Annotated in this window: 11 protein-coding genes and 1 pseudogene; 10 read left to right on the top strand and 2 right to left on the bottom strand. The window is 65.4% G+C overall.

From position 1 onward, the window contains the following. Positions 1 to 69: 69 nt before the first annotated feature. Both ULB03_RS02075 and ULB03_RS02070 read right to left on the bottom strand, forming a co-directional pair. Positions 70 to 939: a ParB/RepB/Spo0J family partition protein gene (locus tag ULB03_RS02075; RefSeq protein ID WP_322481661.1), complete on the bottom strand. Its 870-nt coding sequence runs from the start codon at positions 937 to 939 to the stop codon at positions 70 to 72. Positions 940 to 944: 5 nt separating this feature from the next. Beyond that, positions 945 to 1,973, bottom strand: a complete 1,029-nt coding sequence (locus ULB03_RS02070; RefSeq protein WP_322481660.1) for an AAA family ATPase — start codon at positions 1,971 to 1,973, stop codon at positions 945 to 947. 860 nt (positions 1,974 to 2,833) lie between these two features. Here ULB03_RS02070 and ULB03_RS02065 point away from each other — a divergent pair. The 10 genes and pseudogenes from ULB03_RS02065 (at position 2,834) to ULB03_RS02020 (ending at position 22,595) form a co-directional block, all read left to right on the top strand. Next, positions 2,834 to 4,087 carry a replication initiation protein gene (locus tag ULB03_RS02065; RefSeq protein ID WP_322481659.1) on the top strand — a complete coding sequence of 418 codons (1,254 nt, stop codon included), beginning with the start codon at positions 2,834 to 2,836 and terminating at the stop codon, positions 4,085 to 4,087. Positions 4,088 to 5,474: 1,387 nt separating this feature from the next. Continuing rightward, positions 5,475 to 5,621 (top strand): annotated as a pseudogene (locus ULB03_RS02060) (hypothetical protein); the annotation flags it as partial. A 9-nt stretch (positions 5,622 to 5,630) separates the two neighbouring features. Continuing rightward, entirely contained in the window at positions 5,631 to 14,084 is an 8,454-nt protein-coding gene (locus ULB03_RS02055; protein WP_322481725.1) for a hypothetical protein, read from the top strand. A gap of 175 nt (positions 14,085 to 14,259) precedes the next feature. Continuing rightward, positions 14,260 to 14,808, top strand: coding sequence for a hypothetical protein (locus tag ULB03_RS02050; protein ID WP_322481658.1), 549 nt, complete (start codon positions 14,260 to 14,262; stop codon positions 14,806 to 14,808). A 71-nt stretch (positions 14,809 to 14,879) separates the two neighbouring features. Then, on the top strand, positions 14,880 to 16,757 hold the full coding sequence (locus tag ULB03_RS02045; protein ID WP_322481657.1) for an O-linked N-acetylglucosamine transferase, SPINDLY family protein: 1,878 nt from the start codon (positions 14,880 to 14,882) through the stop codon (positions 16,755 to 16,757). 110 nt (positions 16,758 to 16,867) lie between these two features. Then, positions 16,868 to 17,464 carry a hypothetical protein gene (locus ULB03_RS02040; protein WP_322481656.1) on the top strand — a complete coding sequence of 199 codons (597 nt, stop codon included), beginning with the start codon at positions 16,868 to 16,870 and terminating at the stop codon, positions 17,462 to 17,464. A 73-nt stretch (positions 17,465 to 17,537) separates the two neighbouring features. Beyond that, positions 17,538 to 19,643 carry a tetratricopeptide repeat protein gene (locus ULB03_RS02035; RefSeq protein ID WP_322481655.1) on the top strand — a complete coding sequence of 702 codons (2,106 nt, stop codon included), beginning with the start codon at positions 17,538 to 17,540 and terminating at the stop codon, positions 19,641 to 19,643. Positions 19,644 to 19,659: 16 nt separating this feature from the next. Beyond that, positions 19,660 to 20,451: a glycosyltransferase family 2 protein gene (locus ULB03_RS02030; protein ID WP_322481654.1), complete on the top strand. Its 792-nt coding sequence runs from the start codon at positions 19,660 to 19,662 to the stop codon at positions 20,449 to 20,451. Positions 20,452 to 20,472: 21 nt separating this feature from the next. Continuing rightward, positions 20,473 to 21,198 carry a glycosyltransferase family 32 protein gene (locus ULB03_RS02025; protein ID WP_322481653.1) on the top strand — a complete coding sequence of 242 codons (726 nt, stop codon included), beginning with the start codon at positions 20,473 to 20,475 and terminating at the stop codon, positions 21,196 to 21,198. A gap of 242 nt (positions 21,199 to 21,440) precedes the next feature. Beyond that, a complete protein-coding gene (locus ULB03_RS02020) occupies positions 21,441 to 22,595 on the top strand; it encodes an alanine racemase (RefSeq protein WP_322481652.1) in 1,155 nt (384 codons plus the stop codon). Positions 22,596 to 22,693 lie beyond the last annotated feature (98 nt).

Here is a 22,693-nt window from a genome sequence, read left to right as displayed (position 1 = left end):
CCCGCCCCTTCCCTACGACGGCTGATTTGTTGAGTCTTTGCGCTGGCGCAATGATTCAGCGCCGGTGAATTACCCCAATAGCGCGTCGATGGCGGCCCGCAGGGCCCGCAGACGCTCCCGGTCCTTATCCTTCAAGGCCGCCGGCCGCAGCGAACGCAGGTTGCTGACCAGCCGTTCCACGGAGGCTAGATTCACGCCCGGCGCGGTGATGCCGGTGGATGGCTTGCCCTCCAGAACCTCCGGCACCGCGTCCTGGGCCTTGGCGGCACGGATGGTGCGGATGCTGAGCGTGCCGCTGCGGGCCGACTGGATCAGCCGTTCGCGCACGGCCGGCTCGTCCACCCGCGACAACTCCACCAACACATTGCGCGACAGGCCCAGTTCTGACGTCAGAACCCCTTCGAGGATATCGTCTGGCAGGCTGAGGATGCGCAAGGTGGCGCTGATCTCGCCCTTGGTCTTGCCCAAAGCTTCGGCCGCCTGGTTCTGGCTCCAGCCCTTGCCATCGATCAGGCGCTTCAGGCCGCGCGCCTCTTCCACCGGCGTCAGGTCAACGCGCTGCAGGTTCTCGATCAGCGCCAGCACCTCGGGATCACCGGTGTGCTCGATCGCCAGGATGACGCCCCAGCCCAGACGCTGGGCGGCCCGCCAACGGCGTTCACCCGCCACCACGATCCAATGCCCGCGGTCATTGGGGTTGCGGCGGACCAGGATGGGCTGCAACTGCCCCTGCTCCGCCATGCTGGCGGCCAAGCCGTCCAGTTCCTCCTCCGAGAACAGCTTGCGCGGTTGCTCCGGATCGGGGGCGATGTGGTCGACCGGCAATTCAATGCTGTGGTGGAAGCGGCTGTCGCGCGACATCACCAACTCGCCCGAAGCCTCACCGATCATGGCGGTGGCGGCACCCAGGATGGGGGAGGGTCGTTTCTTCACCGTCATGGCGCTCAGGCCTCGTTCTCAACAGGAATCAGGTCGATATCCGCGCGGGCCAACGGCCGGCCGGCGATGATGCAGTCCGCCAGCTTACGATAAACCGCCGTGGCGGACGAGGTGGGCGATGCTTCCAACGCGATACGGCCGTTGCGGGCGGCGTGGCCGAACACGGCGCTGTCCGGCACCGCTTCCAGCACGGGCACCTTTTCCCCCAGCGCCGTCACCAAATGGGCCAGCACTTCACGATCCACCGACTTCCGCCGGCCAAACTGCGTGGGCAGGATACCGGCCAGGCGCAGGCCCGGGTTCAGGCGCCGCTGCACCTTATGGATGGTGTTAAGGATCAAGCCGACGCCCATGGTGTCATAGGGCTCGGTCCGGACGGGGATCAGCACCTCCTGCGCCGCCGCCAAGGCCATCCAGGTCAGCATGCCCAGGTTGGGCGGCGCGTCGATGACGATGAAGTCATAGCCGGCGCGCACCGTATCCACCGCCTCACGCAGGGCGGCGTCGAAGCCGGGTTCGCGCCGGCCATCGGTTTCCGACAGTTCAATGTGGCTGGCCGCCAAGTCGAAGGGCAGGGGCACCGCCGTTTCCACCATGCCGGGCTTCAGGATGGCATCGGCCATGGGGCGATTCTGCAGGATGACGTGGGCCATCGTGCGGCCCTGGCGGTAAACCTCCACCGCAGCGTCCGCCAGCAGGGCCACGGTGGCCGTGGCCTGCGGATCCATATCGATCAACAGCACCCGGCTGCCCGACTGGCCCAGGGCGTAGGCCAGATTGAGGGCGCTGGTGGTTTTGCCCACGCCGCCCTTCTGGTTGGCCAGTACGAAAACCTTGGCGTTGCGTGGTTTGTGTGAGGCGATGTGCTCCAGCTCCGCCGCCACGTCGTCGGGAATGGGCTCCTTGCCGTTTTCCCAGCGGCTGATCTTGGGCTTGTCATAGGACCGGGACAGGCGCTGGTTCAGCATATCCTTCAGATCGCCTTGGCTTTGCCGCAGCATCTGGCGCAGCTCACGCATCCGGTCGCCGTTCATTGCCCATCCTTCACTTTCAAGCCGGTTCTGACGTCAGAACCTGCCAGCGTCACCATCAAGTGTCAACGCCAACGTTGATGGTTGATAGTTGATGGTTCGCCCTGACGATCATTCCAAGATGGGACTTCGTCAGACTCTTTCCAGATTCCTCTTGTTCTTGTTCGTGCCCAAAAAACCGTTTTACTTCATTATGTTGAGGGGCATTTCCATGCGCTTTCTCCCGAGTCTCGATGCGCTTTGTCGCCGCTCTCCATGCGTTTTATCCGGTGTCCTTGTGCGGGTTCTCGTCATCGGCTTGTTTGCATGCGTTTTTTCGCCATGGGATGCGACGGGCGTGGGGAGGCGGCCGGCTACGCCGCCATAAACCTTTTCTGTGTGTTTTCTCGTCGTGTCTGCCGAGTCGTTCCCATGCGTTTTCTCGTCACGCAGAGCAGACGCGGAGGTCGGCGGAAATATGTATTTAATATCAATATCTTAATGCGCGCTTTCTCAGGTCTGTCACTGGCTCTTTATGTGTTTTCTCGCCAGGGCCTAAAGATCGTTCCTATGTGTTTTCTCGCCAGTGGCTGGCAGGGGCGGAGTCGTTGGGGTTAGGGCTCCGATTCCAGGGGTAGGCGAGGGCTCTCTATGTGTTTTCTCGCCACCCGGAGCGCCGTCGCGTCTCTCCTTGTGTGCTTTCTCGCCAGTTTGACGGCCCAGCCACCTCCTTTCTGTGTGTTCTATCGCCACCATCCGGGGCGTGGTTGACTCTGTGTGGTGCTGCTGGTCGACTGCACAGCATGAGCAGGATCGCAGCAAAACCGCCCGCGAGGCGCCCGGAGGCGACAGGTGACCCCTTTCGCCTGGACACGGATCCGACCGTGCCCAAGCCCCGTGGCACCATCGAAATCATCGAGACCGGTGGCGGCCTGACCCTGTCCGACAAGAAGCTGTTCAATGTCATCCTGGCGCACAGCTGGGACAAGTTGGCGGATGCCACTGCGGCGCTGCCGCCTTTCCGCGCCTCCACCGCCGATCTGAAGCGGGCTATCGGGGAAGAAACGGAGCATAGCAACGCCCGCCTGAAAAGCTGCTTCGACCGGCTCATGTCCGTGCGGGTGGAATTCCCCTACCTCAGCGCGGATGGGGAGTTGAAGGAGGGTGGCGCCCCCCTGTTGAGCTTCCGCGCCCTGCCCAAGGGCAAAGGATATGCGGAATGGTCTTTCCCGGCGGAACTTCGCCCCGCCTTGGCGGAGCCGTCCGCCTGGGCCCGTATCCACCTGGCTGTGTGTACCAGCTTCAGTTCCAAATATGCCCTGGCGCTGTATGAGTTGCTGAGCGTGCGGGTCAATCTGCGCGAACCGGACTGGGAGGTGGATATCGACACCTTCCGCCAGTTGTTGAGCGTCAAGAACACCTCGGCCAACAAGAACTTCGGCATTCTGCAGCGCGAGGTGCTGGAACGGGCTGTGCGCGAAGTCAACGAACTCTCGGCCATCGAGTGCAGCTACACCCCCATCCGGTCGCCTTCACGCGGCCGTCCGGTGGTGGCGCTGCGCTTCACCATCCGTAAGAAGGAGCGGGCGGCGCTGACCTCCGCCGCGCGGGCCACCGAATTCGCCATCGATCCCGTGGGGCCGGTGGGCAAGGGCGGCTTCGCCGCGGGCGCCCGTGATGCCGACACCGTGGACCTGGAGGATGGCAAGACCGACCGTGATCGGCCTGTTTCCGTCCTGGGGCTGAAACGCCGGGTCAGCGACACGGCGGTGGAACAGCTGCGCGCCGAATATCCGGGTATCGATATTGAAATGGCGCTGGATCGGTGGGCCGGCTGGGCATCGGGCCAGACGGGCAAGATTCGCAATGCCGATCTGGCCTTCGCCGGCTTCGTGCGCAAGCTGGCGGGGGAGGCGGTCCCCATCGTGGTGGCCGCCCCGCCCCCGGCCTTGGCGCCACGCGCCCCGAACCAGGGGCTGATCGACCGCCTGGCCGCCGAGCCGCTGGAGGTTCGCACCCGCCTTTACAAAAGGGCCCGTGAATTGGGGGCCCCGGAGGTGCGCGCCGCCGCTGCCGCCAGCAATATCCACAAATGGGTGGAATGGGTGGCGGAAGAGGCGGCTCTTACCCTGCGGTGAGACCACCGGGTTCCGACGTCAGAACCCTTTAACGATCCAAGGCTTTCCCTGGTACGAATCCAACCGAATCACCAAGCCAAAATCTGTCGGGACGCAAGCGAAAGGAGAGATGGCTTGCGCGTGAACCGGTAGCCGTGCGCCACGTTGGCGACGGGCGGTTCCTGGTCGAATACTTCGCTGAGCCGACATTCAGGCATCCAGATCGAAATTCAGCATCGATAACGGCTCGCGCAACGTCGTTGAGGACGGATTCGATGCCAGCGTGCGCTTGGGGAAGAATGTCGAAAAGGATTATGGTCGCCGTGCAAATCGGCCCTGACTGCCGCTTGGTCGCCGTCGCCTCCCCCGGCTTTTCGCAACAGGCCCGCGTCCCGCCTCCTGGCGACGGGGCATCGCCGCTCCAGGGCTCCTTCATATATTATCCCAGCCGGCGTCAGACTCTGCGGGCTTTCCAGATCGTGGTGGAGGCGTTGCCGCCTGGAGATGGCCAATAAGCCACCGGTTACCATGTGGGCGCGCGCAGCATCACGGGGTCTATATCTGGTGGACCCGCCGCCCTTTCCCTAGGTGGGGTGCAACCGGGGCCTGCATTTTCCGGTGTTACAATACCGCCGCTGATAACTTAAGCATTCGCCGCAACGGTCGCCCTTGGGCATGAATTGAGGGCGCTTCAAATTTATGCGGGCGTTCCCGTCCGCGCCAAGCGTCTGGGGAAACGTCCGCGCCTTTCTCAGTAGCTGTGGCTGATTTCACCCGCAAATTTGTCGCGCACTTCTTGAGTGTGGCAGATTACAGGTCCTTATCTACAGCGGAAACGCGTCGCATGGAGGACCCACCACGAAAACTGCTGATGTCATAACATGGAAGATGGACGCCATTAACCATCGCTGGGACAGCGTTATCATGTTTCTGACACACTGAAACAGAGTCAACGTCAGGGCGGATCGGGAAATTTCAAGGAATAGGAAACAAGCTTAGCCCTCCATATATTGAGAACCTCTCCCTTCTGCTTATCCCATACTGACCGGGACATTCGATTGCTAACGTCTCGTTAACACTTTGGGGTAGGCGGATTCAGGGCCTTCATTAGCAATGCGCTTAAAATACGCCTTGAAGTTATCCTCGCATCTTATTATCGTGCCCCTCAGGCTATCCGTGTGCCAGAGGTGCATTTGCGCTTTGGGCTTATGGTCTAGTCGGACGGCTTAGGTCCACAAGGGACGTCGTCAGGTTGCCTGAGGGTTCCGCCAGCGTTGCCATAAGGGAAGCGCGAAGCGGGTTTTGTTTTTGCCATATCAACCACATGGCTGTGGTTGCGCCCAAAAAATGGGTGTTGTTCATCGCCGTCCATGAGGCACCTCAAACGAGGTGCGATCGGAGGTTGTAAATGGTCTCGCCTATTACTTTCCTGGGGCCGACCCAGATTGCCGCCCTGTCCACGGCGAATATCCAGGCTCTCAGCACAGCTGACGTCGCTGCGCTTTCAACGGCCCAGATTCAGGCGTTAACCACGACCCAGGTGGCGGCCTTCCAGGCCAGCCAAATGGTTTTCAGTGTTTCGCAGCTTCAGGCGTTCAGTGACGCCGACATCTCCGTCTTATCGACGGCGGATTTTGAAGCGCTGAAATCCAACCAGGTCCAGGCTTTGTCGTCTGATCAGGTCCAGGCGCTGACCACCGATCAGCTGAGCGCGCTGACCACCAGTTCCGTCCAGGAATTCAGCCGGACTCAGGTCGGCTTCCTGACCACCGACCAGCTGAACGCCTTTAATACGGCGGACGCTCGGGCGCTGACGACGGCCCAGGTTGGCGGCCTGACCTCCAAACAGATCGCGGGCATCAGCAGCGACAACCTGTCGGCGCTCAACAGCGCCCAGGTGCAGGCGCTCAGCACCGTGCAAATTCAAGGCCTGACCACCAGCCAGCTGAACGCGCTCAGCACTTCCGATATCGGCGAGTTCAGCGCTGCCCAGGTCGGCGGCTTGAACACCACCCAGATTTCCGGTTTGAGCAGCGACAACCTGAACGCGCTGAGCAGCGCGCAGGTGGCGCGCTTGTCCAGCAGCCAGGTCCAGGCGCTGACCACCGACCAACTGAACAGCCTGACGTCTTCCGATCTGCGGGAGTTGAGCGCCACCCAGGTCAGCCAGCTGACCACCGCCCAGGTCGCCTCCCTTGGCACCGCCGTCGTGGCGAATCTGACGACCGCGCAGGTCGCCGCACTCACGACCGCGCAAGTGTCCGCTCTTAATACGGACCAGTTGAACGCCCTGTCCACGGCGGACGCCCGGGTTCTGACCTCCTCGCAGGTTTCGGCGCTGACCACCAGCCAGATCGCGGGCTTGAGCAGCGATAACCTGAACGCGCTCAGCAGCGCGCAGGTGGCGCGTCTGTCCAGCAGCCAGGTCCAGGCGCTGACGACCGATCAATTGAACAGCCTGACGACTTCCGACGTTCGTGAGCTGAGTGCCGCCCAGGTCGGCCAGCTAACGACGGCGCAGTTGTCGACGCTGAGCACCGCCAACCTGTCGGCGCTGACGACGGCCCAGGAATCGGGTCTGACGACGGCGCAGGTTCAGTCGCTGACCACCGATCAGGTGGCGGCGCTGGGCACGGCCCAGGTGGCCGGCCTGTCGACGGCCCAGGTGAAGGTGCTGTCAACCGATCAGTTGAACGCCCTGTCCACGGCGACGGTGCAGAAGCTGAGCAACACGCAGGTCCAGTCCCTGACGACGGCCCAGTTGTCGGGCTTGAGCAGCGATAACCTGAACGCCCTGAGCAGCAGCCAGGTTGCCAGCCTGAGCAGCACCCAGGTTCAGTCGCTGACGACGGCGCAGCTGAACAGCCTGACGACGGCGGATGTGCGTGAGCTGACGACCGCCCAGGTCGGTCAGCTGACGACGGCCCAGGTGGCGAACCTGAGCAGCGACAACCTGAACGCGCTGAGCAGCGCGCAGGTGGCGCGTCTGTCCAGCACCCAGGTCCAGGCGCTGACCACCGATCAGCTGAATAGCCTGACCACGGCGGATGTCCAGGAACTGACGACGGCCCAAGTCAGCCAGCTGACGACGGCCCAGGTGGCCAGCCTCAACACGACCAACGTGAGCGCCTTGTCAACGGCGCAAACCGCGTCGCTGACGACGGGTCAGGTTCAGTCCCTGTCGACGGATCAGCTGAACGCGCTGGGCACGGCGGACGCCCGGGCCCTGACGGGGAACCAGGTCAGCGCCCTGACGACCAGCCAGATCGCGGGCTTGGCGTCGAGCAACCTGAACGCGCTGAGCAGCGCGCAGGTGGCGCGCCTGTCCAGCGCCCAAGTCCAGGCGCTGACCACGGATCAGCTGAACAACCTGACGACCTCCGACGTTCGTGAGTTGAGCTCCGCCCAAGTGGGCCAGTTGACGACGGCGCAGCTGTCGGCGCTGAGCACCGCGAACCTGTCGGCGCTGACGACGGCGCAGGAATCGGGCCTGACGACGGCGCAGGTTCAGTCGCTGACCACCGATCAGGTGGCGGCGCTGGGCACGGCCCAGGTGGCCGGCCTGTCGACGGCCCAGGTGAAGGCGCTGACGACCGATCAGCTGAACGCCCTGTCCACGGCGACGGTGCAGAAGCTGACCAACACGCAGGTCCAGTCGCTGACCACGGCCCAGCTGTCGGGCTTGAGCAGCGATAACCTGAATGCCCTGAGCAGCAGCCAGGTTGCCAGCCTGACCAGCAACCAGGTTCAGTCTCTGACGACGGCGCAGCTGAACAGCCTGACGACGGCGGATGTGCGTGAGTTGACGACCGCCCAGGTCGGTCAGCTGACGACGGCGCAGGTGGCGAACCTGAGCAGCGACAACCTGAACGCGCTGAGCAGCGCGCAGGTGGCGCGCTTGTCCAGCAGCCAGGTCCAGGCGCTGACCACCGATCAGCTGAACAGCCTGACCTCCTCTGACGTTCGTGAGCTGAGCGCGGCCCAGGTTGGCCAGCTGACGACGGCTCAGGTGGCCAGCCTCAGCACCAGCACGGTGTCGGCGCTGAGCACGGCGCAGGTGGCGGGCCTGACGACGACTGAGGTTCAGTCCCTGTCGACGGATCAGTTGAACGCGCTGAACACGGCGGACGCGGCTGCCCTGACCTCGTCGCAGGTTTCGGCGCTGACGACCAGCCAGATCGCGGGCTTGGCGTCGAGCAACCTGAACGCGCTGAGCAGCGCGCAGGTGGCGCGTCTGTCCAGCAGCCAGATCCAGGCGCTGACGACGGATCAGTTGAACAGCCTGACGACCTCCGACGTTCGTGAGCTGAGTGCCGCTCAGGTCGGCCAGCTGACGACGGCCCAGCTGTCGACGCTGAGCACCGCCAACCTGTCGGCGCTGACGACGGCGCAGGAATCGGGCCTGACGACGGCGCAGGTTCAGTCGCTGACCACCGACCAGGTGGCGGCGCTGGGCACGGCCCAGGTGGCCGGCCTGTCGACGGCCCAGGTGAAGGCGCTGACGACGGATCAGCTGAACGCCCTGTCCACCGCGACGGTGCAGAAGCTGACCAACACGCAGGTCCAGTCGCTGACCACGGCGCAGCTGTCGGGCCTGAGCAGCGATAACCTGAATGCCCTAAGCAGCAGCCAGGTTGCCAGCCTGAGCAGCACGCAGGTTCAGTCGCTGACGACGGCGCAGCTGAACAGCCTGACGACGGCGGATGTGCGTGAGCTGACGACCGCCCAGGTCGGTCAGCTGACGACGGCCCAGGTGGCGAACCTGAGCAGCGACAACCTGAACGCGCTGAGCAGCGCGCAGGTGGCGCGTCTGTCCAGCACCCAGGTCCAGGCGCTGACCACCGATCAGCTGAATAGCCTGACCACGGCGGATGTCCAGGAACTGACGACGGCCCAGGTCAGCCAGCTGACGACGGCCCAGGTGGCCAGCCTCAACACGACCAACGTGAGCGCCTTGTCAACGGCGCAAACCGCGTCGCTGACGACGGGCCAGGTTCAGTCCCTGTCGACGGATCAGCTGAACGCGCTGGGCACGGCGGACGCCCGGGCCCTGACGGGGAACCAGGTCAGCGCCCTGACGACCAGCCAGATCGCGGGCTTGGCGTCGAGCAACCTGAACGCGCTGAGCAGCGCGCAGGTGGCGCGCCTGTCCAGCGCCCAGGTCCAGGCGCTGACCACGGATCAACTGAACAGCCTGACGACCTCCGACGTTCGCGAGTTGAGCTCCGCCCAGGTCGGCCAGCTGACCACGGCGCAGCTGTCGGCGCTGAGCACCGCGAACCTGTCGGCGCTGACGACGGCGCAGGAATCGGGCCTGACGACGGCGCAGGTTCAGTCGCTGACCACCGATCAGGTGGCGGCGCTGGGCACGGCCCAGGTGGCCGGCCTGTCGACGGCCCAGGTGAAGGCGCTGACGACCGATCAGCTGAACGCCCTGTCAACCGCGACGGTGCAGAAGCTGACCAACACGCAGGTTCAGTCGCTGACCACGGCCCAGCTGTCGGGCTTGAGCAGCGATAACCTGAATGCCCTGAGCAGCAGCCAGGTTGCCAGCCTGACCAGCAACCAGGTTCAGTCTCTGACGACGGCGCAGCTGAACAGCCTGACGACGGCGGATGTGCGTGAGTTGACGACCGCCCAGGTCGGTCAGCTGACGACGGCGCAGGTGGCGAACCTGAGCAGCGACAACCTGAACGCGCTGAGCAGCGCGCAGGTGGCGCGCTTGTCCAGCAGCCAGGTCCAGGCGCTGACCACCGATCAGCTGAACAGCCTGACCTCCTCTGACGTTCGTGAGCTGAGCGCGGCCCAGGTTGGCCAGCTGACGACGGCTCAGGTGGCCAGCCTCAGCACCAGCACGGTGTCGGCGCTGAGCACGGCGCAGGTGGCGGGCCTGACGACGACTGAGGTTCAGTCCCTGTCGACGGATCAGTTGAACGCGCTGAACACGGCGGACGCGGCTGCCCTGACCTCGTCGCAGGTTTCGGCGCTGACGACCAGCCAGATCGCGGGCTTGGCGTCGAGCAACCTGAACGCGCTGAGCAGCGCGCAGGTGGCGCGTCTGTCCAGCAGCCAGATCCAGGCGCTGACGACGGATCAGTTGAACAGCCTGACGACCTCCGACGTTCGTGAGCTGAGTGCCGCTCAGGTCGGCCAGCTGACGACGGCCCAGCTGTCGACGCTGAGCACCGCCAACCTGTCGGCGCTGACGACGGCGCAGGAATCGGGCCTGACGACGGCGCAGGTTCAGTCGCTGACCACCGACCAGGTGGCGGCGCTGGGCACGGCCCAGGTGGCCGGCCTGTCGACGGCCCAGGTGAAGGCGCTGACGACGGATCAGCTGAACGCCCTGTCCACCGCGACGGTGCAGAAGCTGACCAACACGCAGGTCCAGTCGCTGACCACGGCGCAGCTGTCGGGCCTGAGCAGCGATAACCTGAATGCCCTAAGCAGCAGCCAAGTTGCCAGCCTGAGCAGCACCCAGGTTCAGTCGCTGACGACGGCGCAGCTGAACAGCCTGACGACCGCGGATGTGCGTGAGTTGACCACCGCCCAGGTCGGTCAGCTGACGACGGCGCAGGTGGCGAACCTGAGCAGCGACAACCTGAACGCCCTGAGCAGTGCCCAGGTGTCCAGGCTGACCAGCAACCAGGTCCAGTCCCTGACCACCGATCAGCTGAACAGCCTGACCTCCTCTGACGTTCGTGAATTGACGAACGCCCAGGTTGGTCAGCTGACGACGGCCCAGGTGGCCAGCCTCAACACCAGCACGGTGTCGGCGTTGAGCACGGCGCAGGTGGCTAGCCTGACGACGGGTCAGGTTCAGTCCCTGTCGACGGATCAGCTGAACGCGCTGTCCACGGCGGACGCGGCGGCCTTGACCTCGTCGCAGGTGTCGGCGCTGACGACCAGCCAGATCGCGGGCTTGGCGTCGAGCAACCTGAACGCGCTGAGCAGCGCGCAGGTGGCGCGTCTGTCCAGCAGCCAGATCCAGGCGCTGACGACGGATCAGTTGAACAGCCTGACGACCTCCGACGTTCGTGAGCTGAGTGCCGCCCAGGTTGGCCAGCTGACGACGGCGCAGCTGTCGACGCTGAGCACCACCAACCTGTCGGCGCTGACGACGGCCCAGGAGTCGGGCCTGACGACGACGCAGGTTCAGTCGCTGACCACCGATCAGGTGGCGGCGCTGGGCACGGCCCAGGTGGCCGGCCTGTCGACGGCTCAGGTGAAGGCGCTGACGACCGATCAGCTGAACGCCCTGTCAACCGCGACGGTGCAGAAGCTGACCAACACGCAGGTTCAGTCGCTGACCACGGCCCAGCTGTCGGGTCTGAGCAGCGATAACCTGAATGCCCTGAGCAGCAGCCAGGTTGCCAGCCTGAGCAGCACGCAGGTTCAGTCTCTGACGACGGCGCAGCTGAACAGCCTGACGACGGCGGATGTGCGTGAGTTGACGACCGCCCAGGTCGGTCAGCTGACGACGGCGCAGGTGGCGAACCTGAGCAGCGACAACCTGAACGCCCTGAGCAGTGCCCAGGTGTCCAGGCTGAGCAGCACCCAGGTTCAGTCCCTGACCACGGATCAGCTGAACAGCCTGACCACGGCGGATGTCCAGGAACTGACGACCGCCCAAGTCGGTCAGCTGACGACGGCCCAGGTGGCCAGCCTCAACACGACCAATGTGGGCGCCCTGTCAACGGCCCAGACCGCGGCCCTGACCACGACCGAGGTTCAGGCACTGTCCACCGACCAGCTGAACGCGCTGGGTACTGCGGACGCCCGGGCCCTGACGGGGAACCAGGTCAGCGCTCTGACGACCAGCCAGGTGTCGGGCCTGAGCAGCGACAACCTCAACGCGCTGAGCAGCACCCAGGTGGCCCGCCTGTCCAGCAGCCAACTGCAAGCGCTGACCACGGATCAGCTGAACAGCCTGACGACCTCCGACGTTCGTGAACTGAGCTCCGCCCAGGTGGGCCAGTTGACGACGGCGCAGCTGTCGGCGCTGAGCACCGCCAACCTGTCGGCGCTGACCACGGCCCAGGAATCGGGCCTGACGACGGCGCAGGTGCGGTCGCTGACCACCGATCAGGTGGCGGCGCTGGGCACGGCCCAGGTGGCTGGCCTGACGACGGCGCAGGTACAGTCCTTGACGACGGACCAGCTGAACGCGCTGTCCACCGCGACGGTGCAGAAGCTGACCAACACGCAGGTCCAGTCGCTGACCACGGCCCAGGTTTCCGGCCTCAGCAGTGACAACCTGTCGGCTCTGAACAGTGCCCAGGTGGCGTCGTTGACCAGCACGCTGGTCCAGTCACTCACCAGCTCCCAGCTGAACGCGCTCACCACCTCGGATATCCGGGAGTTCACCAGCGCCCAGATCAGCCAGCTGACGACGGCCCAGGTGTCGACCCTGAGCAGTGACAACCTGAACGCCTTGAGCAGTGCCCAGGTGTCCAGGCTGACCAGCAACCAGGTCCAGTCCTTGACCACCGACCAGTTGAACAGCCTGACCTCCTCTGACGTTCGTGAGCTGACGAACGCTCAGATCGGTCAGCTGACGACGGCGCAAGTGTCCAACCTCGCCACCAGCACGGTGTCGGCGTTGAGCACGGCGCAGGTGGCCAGCCTGACGACGGGCCAGGTTCAGTCCCTGACGACGGATCAGCTGAACGCGCTGAGCACGTCCGACGCGGCGGCCTTGACCTCGTCGCAGGTGTCGGCCCTGACCACCAGCCAGGTGTCGGGACTGGCCTCGACCAACCTGAACGCGCTAAGCAGCGCCCAGGTGGCGCGTCTGTCCAGCAGCCAGCTGCAAGCGCTGACCACGGATCAGCTGAACAGCCTGACGACATCTGACGTTCGTGAGCTGAGTGCGGCCCAGGTGGGCCAGTTGACGACGGCCCAGCTGTCGACGCTGAGCACCGCGAACCTGTCGGCGCTAACCACGGCCCAGGAAACGGGCCTGACGACGGCGCAGGTTCAGTCGCTGACCACCGACCAGGTGGCGGCGCTGGGCACGGCCCAGGTGACCGGCCTGTCGACGGCGCAGGTGAAAGCGCTGACGACGGATCAGCTGAACGCCCTGTCCACGGCGACGGTGCAGAAGCTGAGCAACACGCAGGTCCAGTCGCTGACGACGGCCCAGCTGTCGGGCCTGAGCAGCGATAACCTGAACGCCCTGAGCAGCAGCCAGGTCCAGTCGCTGAACAGCGCGCAGGTCCAGTCCCTGACCAGCGCCCAGCTGAACAGCTTGACGACGGCGGATGTGCGTGAGTTGACCACCGCCCAGGTCGGTCAGCTGACGACCGCCCAGGTGTCGAACCTGAGCACCAGCACGGTGACGGCGCTCAGCACCGCCCAGGTGGCCAGTTTGACCAGCACGCTGGTTCAGGCGCTGACCTCCGACCAGTTGAACTCCCTCAGCACGGCGGATGTGCGGGCCCTGACCACCGTCCAGGTCTCGTCCCTGACGACGGCGCAGGTGTCGACACTCAGCACGGATAACCTCACGGCGCTGAGCAGTGCCCAGGTGACCCGGCTGACGACGGCGCAGGTGCAGGCGCTGACCACGGATCAGGTCTCCGCCTTGGCGACCACCCAGGTCTCCGGCCTGAACAGTGCCCAGGTCAAGGCGCTCTCCACCGCGCAATTGGGGGCGTTGACCACCACCGACGTCCGGGCGCTGAACACCAGCCAGGTGCAGGCGCTCACCACCAGCCAGGTGGCGGGTCTGACGACCGACAACCTGTCGGCCCTGGCCAGCAACCAGGTCGCGGCCCTCAACAGCGCCCAGATCCAGTCCTTGACCACGGCCCAGATCAGCTCGCTGACGACGGCCGATATTCGGGAGTTCACGACCAGCCAGGTGACGAACTTGGCTACGTCTCAGATTTCCGGGTTGACCACGGACCAGCTGTCCAACATGACGACGGCCCAGGCCAGCGTGTTCACCTCGGCCCAGGTCGGCGCGTTCAACACTGATCAGGTCAATGCCTGGCTGACCGGCCTGTCCGGGTGATAAGGTAGCGTGAAAGGTCGGGCCGGGGTGCGGGGCAGCACTTCGGCTCGATCAGGGGCGGGCGTCGGCAGGATTGGGGGCAACATCCTTCCCCAATCCTCGACGCTTTTAAGGGCCCCGGTTCATGGTTCAGGCACAACTTCCGCTGTATGGGAAGGCGTGCGGGTTGGGGTTTATGGGTAACGATCCGGTATCATCGCGGCCGATTGGCGGAGGGGTCCCCAAGACCACCTTCACCAAGACCACGCCCGCGGGCCGGAGCGATGGCGATTTTCAGAAAGCCCTGGTGAAGTCCGCCGGGGTCGACCCGTCCCGGGCCAGCCAGACCAGCAGCCCCCCGGCCGATGCCGTCCGTATATCACAGCAGAGTATGCTGTCGGGTGTGGCTGCGTATACTATGGCGGCTCAGGCTCTGCCGGCGACGCCGGGATACCAGCGGCCCGTGGTTCGGGTTGGTGACAACGTGACGACGAAGAACGAGAAGTCCGATAAAGGCGCCTTCCGGCTGTCCCCCTCGCGTGAGCTTCAGGGGCGCACGGCCTATGCCAAGGTTCTGCAAACCCAAACCGCCGTGTCCCAGGCGTCCAATGCCCAGGGCGGAGCCGCCCAATCGGCCGCGGCCCCGGTCACCGGCACAACGACGCCCGCCGCCGCCGATTCATCGCAAGTTGCCGATGATCAGGGAAAAGTTGCAGATCGCTCCACCATAAATATCGTGTTATGATTCCTTGCGATATTGGCGATATCTTCAGGAATTGAGAAGGCCTGAGGGTACTTTATTATGGAACATCGATCGTGCCCTCTGCCGCTTCCGCTACAAACCAGGCACCGCTGCAAACCGCCGACATCGTCAAATACCTGACCGCCAGAGATTGGAAAATCCCCCCGGGGGTGGAAGAACGGGCCTTCCGCTTCCTGTTGGGGCGACTGGACTTCAACAACCTGCTGGGCCTGATCGATGTGGCCCGCGGTTCGGCGCCCTGGATGCGTCCCGCGGCGCTGTACCGGTTATGGCTGGATGAGACACCTGCCGACGTTCCCCTGCGGCACGCGGCCTATTTCAACCTGGGTGTGGAACTCGCCACCATCGGCGATGTGGTTGAGGCGGGCGCCGCCTACAACGCCGCCCTGGCGCTCAAGTCCGATTTCCTCGTCGCCGCCATCAACCTGGGTCTCATGTCCGAAAGCCAGGGCAAGACGGACGAGGCGCTGGAGATTTGGCGCCGGGCCGTCCAGCCCGACGACATGCGCACCACCCTGCTGAATCAGCGCGGCCGCCTGCTGGAGCGCCTGGGCCGGTTTGAGGAGGCGGAGCGGGAACTGCACCGCAGCCTGTTGACCGTGCCCAACCAGTCCGACGCCATCAGCCACTGGGTGCACCTGCGCCTGAAGATGTGCGCCTGGCCGGTTTATGAACAGATCCCCGGGCTGACCACCGACGATCTGGTCGCCAGCTCCGGTGGCCTCACCCTCATGTCCCTGTTCGATGAGAACGCGGTGGTCAACCGGTGGGTGGAGCGGTGGATTTCCCGTTTCGGCGACCTTCAGCGCCGGGCCCCCGCCGAAGGCTACGACCATGAGAAGGTCCGCATCGGCTATCTCTCCTCCGACTACAACCTCCATCCCGTCAGCATGCTGATGGTGGAGCTGATCGAGAAGCACGACCGGTCGCGGTTCCAGGTCTATGGCTATGACATGGGCCTGGACGACGGCAGCTACCTGCGCCATCGCATCCTGGGCGCCTTCGACCAATGGTTCCGTGTCGCCGAGATGAGCGACGACCAGGTGGCGGACCTCATGCGCCAGCATGAACTGGACATCCTGGTCGACCTCAATGGCCTGACCGATGGGTCCCGTCCCGGCATTATTCGCCGCAAGCCGGCGCCGGTGCAGATTTCCTACCTCGGCTTCGTCGGCTCCCAGCCCATTCCTGAGCTGGACTACGCCATCGTTGACGATTTCGTGGTCCCGCAGGAGCTGGCCGGCGACTTCCACCCCAAGCCGCTGTACATGCCCATCTGCTATCAGGTGAACGACAGCAAGGCGCCGGTGGACCCGTCGCCCACGCGGGAAAGCGTGGGCCTGCCGACGGACAAGTTCGTCTATACCTGCTTCTCCAACACCTACAAGATCACGGATGAGGTCTTCGACGCCTGGATGCGCATCCTGGGCGCGGTTGAGAATTCCGTGCTGTGGCTGCTGGCGCGCACGCCCTGGGCGCGCCAGAACATGTTGAACCGGGCCCAGGCCCACGGCATCGCGCCCGAGCGGCTGATCTTCGCCGGCCCGGCCAGCCCGGCCCAATATCTGGCCCGCCTGCCGCTGGCCGATGTGTTCCTGGACACCTACCCGTACAATTCCGGCACCACGGCCAGCGACGCTCTGCGCATGGGTCTGCCCATGGTCACCCTGTCGGGCAAGACCTTCTCATCGCGTATGGCGGGCAGCCTGTTGCGCACCGTGGGCCTGTCCGCCGGCATCACAACCAGCGTCGACGATTACGTGGCCCTGGCGGTCAAGCTGGGCACGGAGCCGGAAGCGTACCGGGCGTTCCGCGACGCCCTGGGTGGCGGTGACGCCTGGCGCAGCACCCTGGGTGATACCGACCGGTTCGTGCGGGATCTGGAGGAACGATTGCTGACCATCCAGGTCAAGCCTGGCCAAGCCGGCTGAGCCCAAGGCCGGTCGTTCCGATGCCGCGTATCGCCCCGCCTCTGGCAGGGCGTTTGATCAGACAGATGCCCGGGCCGCCGGGCGCCCGGTCGCACTAACGGTGGGTAGCCATGGGAAAACTGCATCATTTCGATCTCAGGGGCATGCTGGACACCTACCACTGCCGCGTCTTCATCGAAACCGGCACCGGGGCGGGCGACAGCCTGCTGCACGCCGCCTCCTTCGGGTTTGAGCGGCTCTTCTCCTCTGAAATTTTCCCTGAGATCGCGGACCATGCGCGGGTGCGGCTGGCCGGCGTGCCGCAGGCCCAGATCCTGACCGCCACCAGCGAGGACGTGCTGAAGACCGTCCTGCCGCTGATCCCGGCGGAAGTGCCCGTGATGTACTGGCTGGACGCGCACTTTCCCGGCGCCGATTACCACCTGGCCAAGTATGGCGATCATGCGGACTACAACATTCGCCTGCCTTTGGAACGGGAGATGAGCCTGATCCGTGAGCTGCGGCCGCGCAGCCGCGACGTCATCCTGGTGGATGACCTGCGCATCTATGAGGATGGCCCCTTCGCCGGCGGCAACATGCCGGACCATGCGCAAACCTTGGCCTTCTACGATCGCAATATCGACTTCGCCTTCCGCCTGTTCCGGCACACCCACACCATCGCCCGCGATTATGGCGATGAGGGCTATCTGGTCATCACGCCGCGCTGACAAGGCACGGCGTCATCTTTCCCCTTGAAGGCACGCCGGGATCAGGGTGCCGCGCGGTAAGCGGAGTAGTGTGATGGCGGATGAAACGACCAAGCAGATGCTGCGCCGCGCCGCGGATGGGCGCTTCGCCCGCCGTTGGATCGTGGGGGAGGGGATAGACATCGGCTGCGGCCCCGACCCGCTGGGCAAGCTCAAGGACTACTTCCCCCTGATGACGTCCACCCGTCCCTGGGACTTGCCGGACGGCGACGCCATGCTGATGGAGGGGGTGGCGGACAACAGTTACGACTTCGTCCATTCCAGCCACTGCCTGGAGCATCTGGTCGATCCCGTGCGGGCGCTCAGCAACTGGATCCGCATCTGCAAGCCGGGCGGCCACCTGATCATCACCATCCCGGACGAGGATATGTATGAGCAGGGCGTCTGGCCGTCCATCTTCAACCAGGACCACAAGTGGACCTTCACCATCCTGAAGCCACAGAGCTGGTCGCCCAAGTCGATCAGCGTCGTGCAGCTGCTGGACCTGTTCAAGGAAGAGGTGGAGGTGCTGAAGCTGGAGAAGCTGGACAGCGGCTTCCAGTATGACGCGCCCCTGCGTGACCAGACGCTGAAGGGCACCTCGGAATCCGCCATCGAGTTTGTGCTGCGCAAGCGGGCCAAGGGCTGGGGCTTGGCCACGGGGACGGATAACGGCGCCGCACGCTTCGCCCAGGTCGCCCGCCGGCACGAGATCGACGCCAAGTTCGCCGAGGCCATTTCCCTGCACCAGCAGGGGCGGGTGGCGGAGGCCCACGCCGCCTATACCGCCATCCTGGGCGCCGACCCGGACAATCTGGCGGTCATGAACAACCTGGCGCTGATCGCCCCCTTCGCGGAGGCGGAGCCGCTGCTGCGCCGCGCGCTGGAGATCAACCCCACCTATGTCGACGCCCTGCTGAACCTGGGCAACCAGCTGGTGGCCAATCAGCGGGTGGAGGAGGGGCGGGAGGTGCTGCGCCGCGCCCTCGCCGCGGCCCCCACCGATGCCCGCGTCATCGACGCACTGGCCCAGGTTTACGACACGCTGGGGGCGTATGAGGACGCGGTGGCGCTGCTGCTGGAAAAGGGCGCGCTGCTCAACAACCTCGACGACGTTTATTGCCGCATCGGCAAATATTGCGAACATCTGGGCCGTACCGACGAGGCCCTGGCCTATCTGGCCAAGGCGCTGCAGATCAACCCGACCCATGTCGAGGCCAACATCTATACGGGCCGCCAGCATTTGCGGAAGGGCGACTACGCCAAGGGGGCCGAGGGCATCGCCTGGATCTGGCATGGCCGCATCACGGAAAGCCAGGTCGGCCTTTTCGTGGACGAGGCCGGCCAGCCCATCCCCCAGGCGGGGCGCACCATCGTGCTCTCCGCCGACAGCGGCCTCGGCGACACGTTGCAGTTCGTGCGCTATGCCCGGCCGCTGAAGGCCCTGGGCGCGCGCGTCGTCGTGGAATGCCAGCCGGAGTTGCTGCGCCTGGTGGCCGCGATGCCCGAGGTGGATGAGGCTGTGGCCATCGGCGACTTGTCCCCTGGTTTCGATGTGCGCCTGCCCCTGCACAATCTGATCGGTGCCTTCCGCACCACCCTGTCGACCGTCCCGGCGGAGGTGCCCTATCTGGCCGCCCCGGCGGAGGAGGCGTCTGCTTATGGCGCGCGTCTGGCGGAGCTGCCGGGCCTGCGCGTCGGCCTGTGCTGGGCGGGCAACCCCAGCCATCCGCGCAATGGCAGCCGGTCGGTGGCGCCGGAGCTGCTGGCCCCTTTGCTGGGACAAACCGGCGCGCGTTTCTTCTCCCTGCAAAAGGGGGCGGACGGCGCGGGCCTGGGCCTGGTTGACTGGACGGCGGATTTCGCCGACATGGCCAACACCGCCGCCCTGGTGCAGGGTCTGGATCTGATCATCAGCGTGGACTCCGCCGTGGCCCACCTTGCCGGCGCGCTGGGCCGGCCGGTCTGGCTGCTGAACCGCTTCGACAGCTGCTGGCGCTGGCTGGAGGCGGGCGCGGAGACCAGCCCCTGGTATCCGACGCTGACGCAGTTCCGGCAGACGGTACCGGGTGACTGGGCCCCGGTGATGGCGGCGGTCACGGCCAGGCTGGCGGCCGCGGTGTCGGCCCACGGCGCCCCGCATGCGCCGGGCAGCCCCTGAACCGGGGCACCGTGCCATGGCTGAACCCCAGGTCACCGTCATCATTCCCACCCACAGGCGGGCACTCCTGTTGCGCCGCGCCCTGGCGTCCGTGAAGCAGCAGGCGGCGGCGGTGGAGGTCATCGTCATTTCCGACGCCACCGATACGGAGACGGATCGCGCCTGCGCCGAGCTATTGTCTGCCGACGATATCTACATCCGCCGCAACGGCGCCCCTGGCCCCTCCGCCAGCCGCAACCTGGGCCTGATGCTGGCGCGCGGGCGCCATATCCTGTTCCTGGATGACGACGACGCCTGGCATCCGGACTTCATCCCCGCCCTGTTGGCCCAACCGGCGGTTCAGCAGGGCCTGGCGGTCTATGCCAACGGCAGCGTGGTGACCGAACGGCGCCACCCCGAGGGACCGGAGTTCCTGAGCGAAGACCTGGTGGACATGGCCGGGCGCCTGACCCCGGACGTCTACATCAAGAACCAGGTCCACATGTCCTGTTTCGCCTTCCCGCGCGCCCTGCTGACGGGGCTGGAGTTCGACGTCTTCATGCGCGCGTATGAGGACTGGGATTTCATGCTGGCCGTCATCAACCGCCAGATGCCGGTGCATGTGCCGGTGCTGGCGTCCCGCATTTTCGAGGTCAAGGACACGACCACGGACCGCCGGGGCGACAGCCGGCAGGCCAACGACTACAACGTCGTCATCGATTATCTGTATGTCTATCGCCGTCACCCCGCGCCTACGCCCGAGATTGCCGAGCGCCGTGTCGCCCTGATGACCGGCCTGGGCATTCCGGCCACCCCCTCTATGCTCTGAGCCTGCTCCCATGGCATCCCTATGATCGCACCGTCGCACGACCTGGACGCCTTCGCCGGCCGCATCGTCTTTTGCCTGTGGACCGGACCGGAGATCATGTCCGACGCCCGCATGCGGGCGTTGTGGACCATTTTCCGCAACACCGGTTGCGGCGTCGCCTTCATCACCCAAGAGACGGTGGCGGAATGGGTGAAGCCAGACGCCCCCCTGCACCCGGCCTGGCCCTACCTTAGCTCCACGCACAAGGCGGATTACCTGCGCTGCTACCTGATGCACCACTACGGTGGCGGCTACACCGATATCAAAAGCACGTCCAAGAGGTGGGGGCCGTTCTTCGACCTGCTGGCCCAGCCCACGGCCGAGGGGCCGGAGAAGTTGGCCCTGGGCTATCAGGAACTGGCCCACGGCATCCCCCACGTCACCGGGGATTTCGGCGACCTGCTGCGCCGGTCGCACAAGGAACTGATCGGCCTCTGCGCCTTCATCTTCAAGAGGGGCACGCCCCTCACCGCCGCCTGGCTGGCGCGGACGGAGGCTTTGTTGGACCAGAAGCTGGACGCGCTGCGCCGCCATCCCGCCATTCATCCCCTGGACCAGACCGGCGTGTTGCGCCCGGATGGGCAGCCGTCACCCTATCCCCTGCGCTGGGCGGAATTGCTGGGGGAGATTTTCCACCCCCTGACTTATGAGATGCGCCAGCACCTGCTGCTGGCCCCTATCGAGCCCAGCTTCGCCTCTTACCGATAGGGCTGGTGGTCGGTGGCGCCGGCGGTTCGGACGTCAGAACCGCCTGTGGACGCGGAACCAGCAGTTGGTGGGTGGGTTGTAACAACTCCGCGCGGCCCTCCAGCCTGCGCGGGGCTTCATCTTCCTTCCTACCCACCTTTTAGGCCCGGTTCGTTCGATGATCGAACCGGGCTTTTCTTTTGGGAACGCCCCGTCCCCCGCGCTATCTTGCACGCCTCTGATCGCCGGCAGGGAGCGCCCTGGTGACCCATCCCCTCCTTCCCCCAGACCTTGAAACCCCCGTGCTGTTGCTGGATGAGGGGCGGATGGACGCCAACATCGCCCGCATGCAGGGTCGCCTGGACGCGCTGGGGGTACGCTTCCGGCCCCATGTGAAGACGGCCAAGTGCCTGGAGGTGGCGCGGCGCCAAGTGGCCGCCGGTGCCCGGGGCCTGACCGTGTCCACCTTGAAGGAGGCGGAGTGCTTTTTCGCCGCCGGCTATGGCGACATCCTTTATGCCGTGGCCATCGCGCCGCCCAAGTTCGACCACGCCCTGCGCCTGGCCAAGGCCGGCGTGCGCCTGACCTTGGTGGTGGAATCGGTGGCGGCCGCCGAGCGCCTGTCCCGCCACGGGCGGGAGAATGGCCATGTCCATACCGTGCTGATCGAGGTGGATACCGATGGCCACCGCTCCGGCATCCATCCAGAGGCGCCGGCGCTGTTGGACGTGGCGGCGGCCCTGACGGTCCAGGGCGGGGGCGGCGCCCGCCTCAATGGGGTGATGACCCATGCCGGCAGCTCCTACGGCCTCAACACGCCCGAGGCCCTGGCGGCGATGGCGGAGCAGGAGCGGGCGGGCTGCGTGCGCGCGGCCGAGCGCCTGCGTGCCGCCGGCCATGCCTGCCCGGTGGTCAGCGTCGGCTCCACCCCCACGGCCCTCAGCGCCCGCCACCTGGAGGGGGTGACGGAGGTGCGCGCCGGCGTCTATGTCTTCTTCGACCTGGTCATGGCCGGGGTGGGCGTCTGCGCCGTGGACGATATCGCCCTGTCGGTGCTGTGCACCGTCATCGGCCACCGCGCCGACACGGGCTGGGTCATCACTGACGGCGGCTGGATGGCCATGAGCCGCGACCGGGGGACCCAGCGCCAGGCCAAGGACCACGGCTATGGCCTGGTCGCCACCGCTGACGGCACGCCCGTGGCCGATCTGGCCTTCCGCGACGCCAACCAAGAACATGGCGTGCTGCACTGGACCGGCACGGCCGGCACCGACCTGGAAGCGTTGTTCCCCATCGGCACCCAGCTACGCGTCTTCCCCAACCACGCCTGCGCCACCGCTGCCCAGTTCGACGCCTATACCGTCCTGCCCAAGGCGGGCGGTGATCTTCAGCGCTGGGATCGGTTCAACGGCTGGTGAAGTTTTGTGACTCTACTCTTTTGCTCTGAATCTTCGCAGCCAATTGAAGAAGGCCCGGTTGCCGAAGACGATGGAAAACAGGCCTGTGCCGGCACCTA

It is taken from the genome of Nitrospirillum goiasense, from assembly GCF_034427435.1.
Lineage (GTDB): Bacteria > Pseudomonadota > Alphaproteobacteria > Azospirillales > Azospirillaceae > Nitrospirillum.
This window is presented reverse-complemented; position numbering and strand designations above follow the sequence as displayed.

Excerpts from the sequence above, each read along its gene's own strand:
- ULB03_RS02055 (WP_322481725.1), top strand. The coding sequence starts at position 5,631 with ATGGTTTTCAGTGTTTCGCAGCTTCAGGCGTTCAGTGACGCCGACATC.
- ULB03_RS02025 (WP_322481653.1), top strand. The coding sequence starts at position 20,473 with ATGATCGCACCGTCGCACGACCTGGACGCCTTCGCCGGCCGCATCGTC.
- ULB03_RS02050 (WP_322481658.1), top strand. The coding sequence starts at position 14,260 with ATGGGTAACGATCCGGTATCATCGCGGCCGATTGGCGGAGGGGTCCCC.
- ULB03_RS02030 (WP_322481654.1), top strand. The coding sequence starts at position 19,660 with ATGGCTGAACCCCAGGTCACCGTCATCATTCCCACCCACAGGCGGGCA.
- ULB03_RS02070 (WP_322481660.1), bottom strand. The coding sequence starts at position 1,973 with ATGAACGGCGACCGGATGCGTGAGCTGCGCCAGATGCTGCGGCAAAGC.
- ULB03_RS02075 (WP_322481661.1), bottom strand. The coding sequence starts at position 939 with ATGACGGTGAAGAAACGACCCTCCCCCATCCTGGGTGCCGCCACCGCC.
- ULB03_RS02040 (WP_322481656.1), top strand. The coding sequence starts at position 16,868 with ATGGGAAAACTGCATCATTTCGATCTCAGGGGCATGCTGGACACCTAC.
- ULB03_RS02035 (WP_322481655.1), top strand. The coding sequence starts at position 17,538 with ATGGCGGATGAAACGACCAAGCAGATGCTGCGCCGCGCCGCGGATGGG.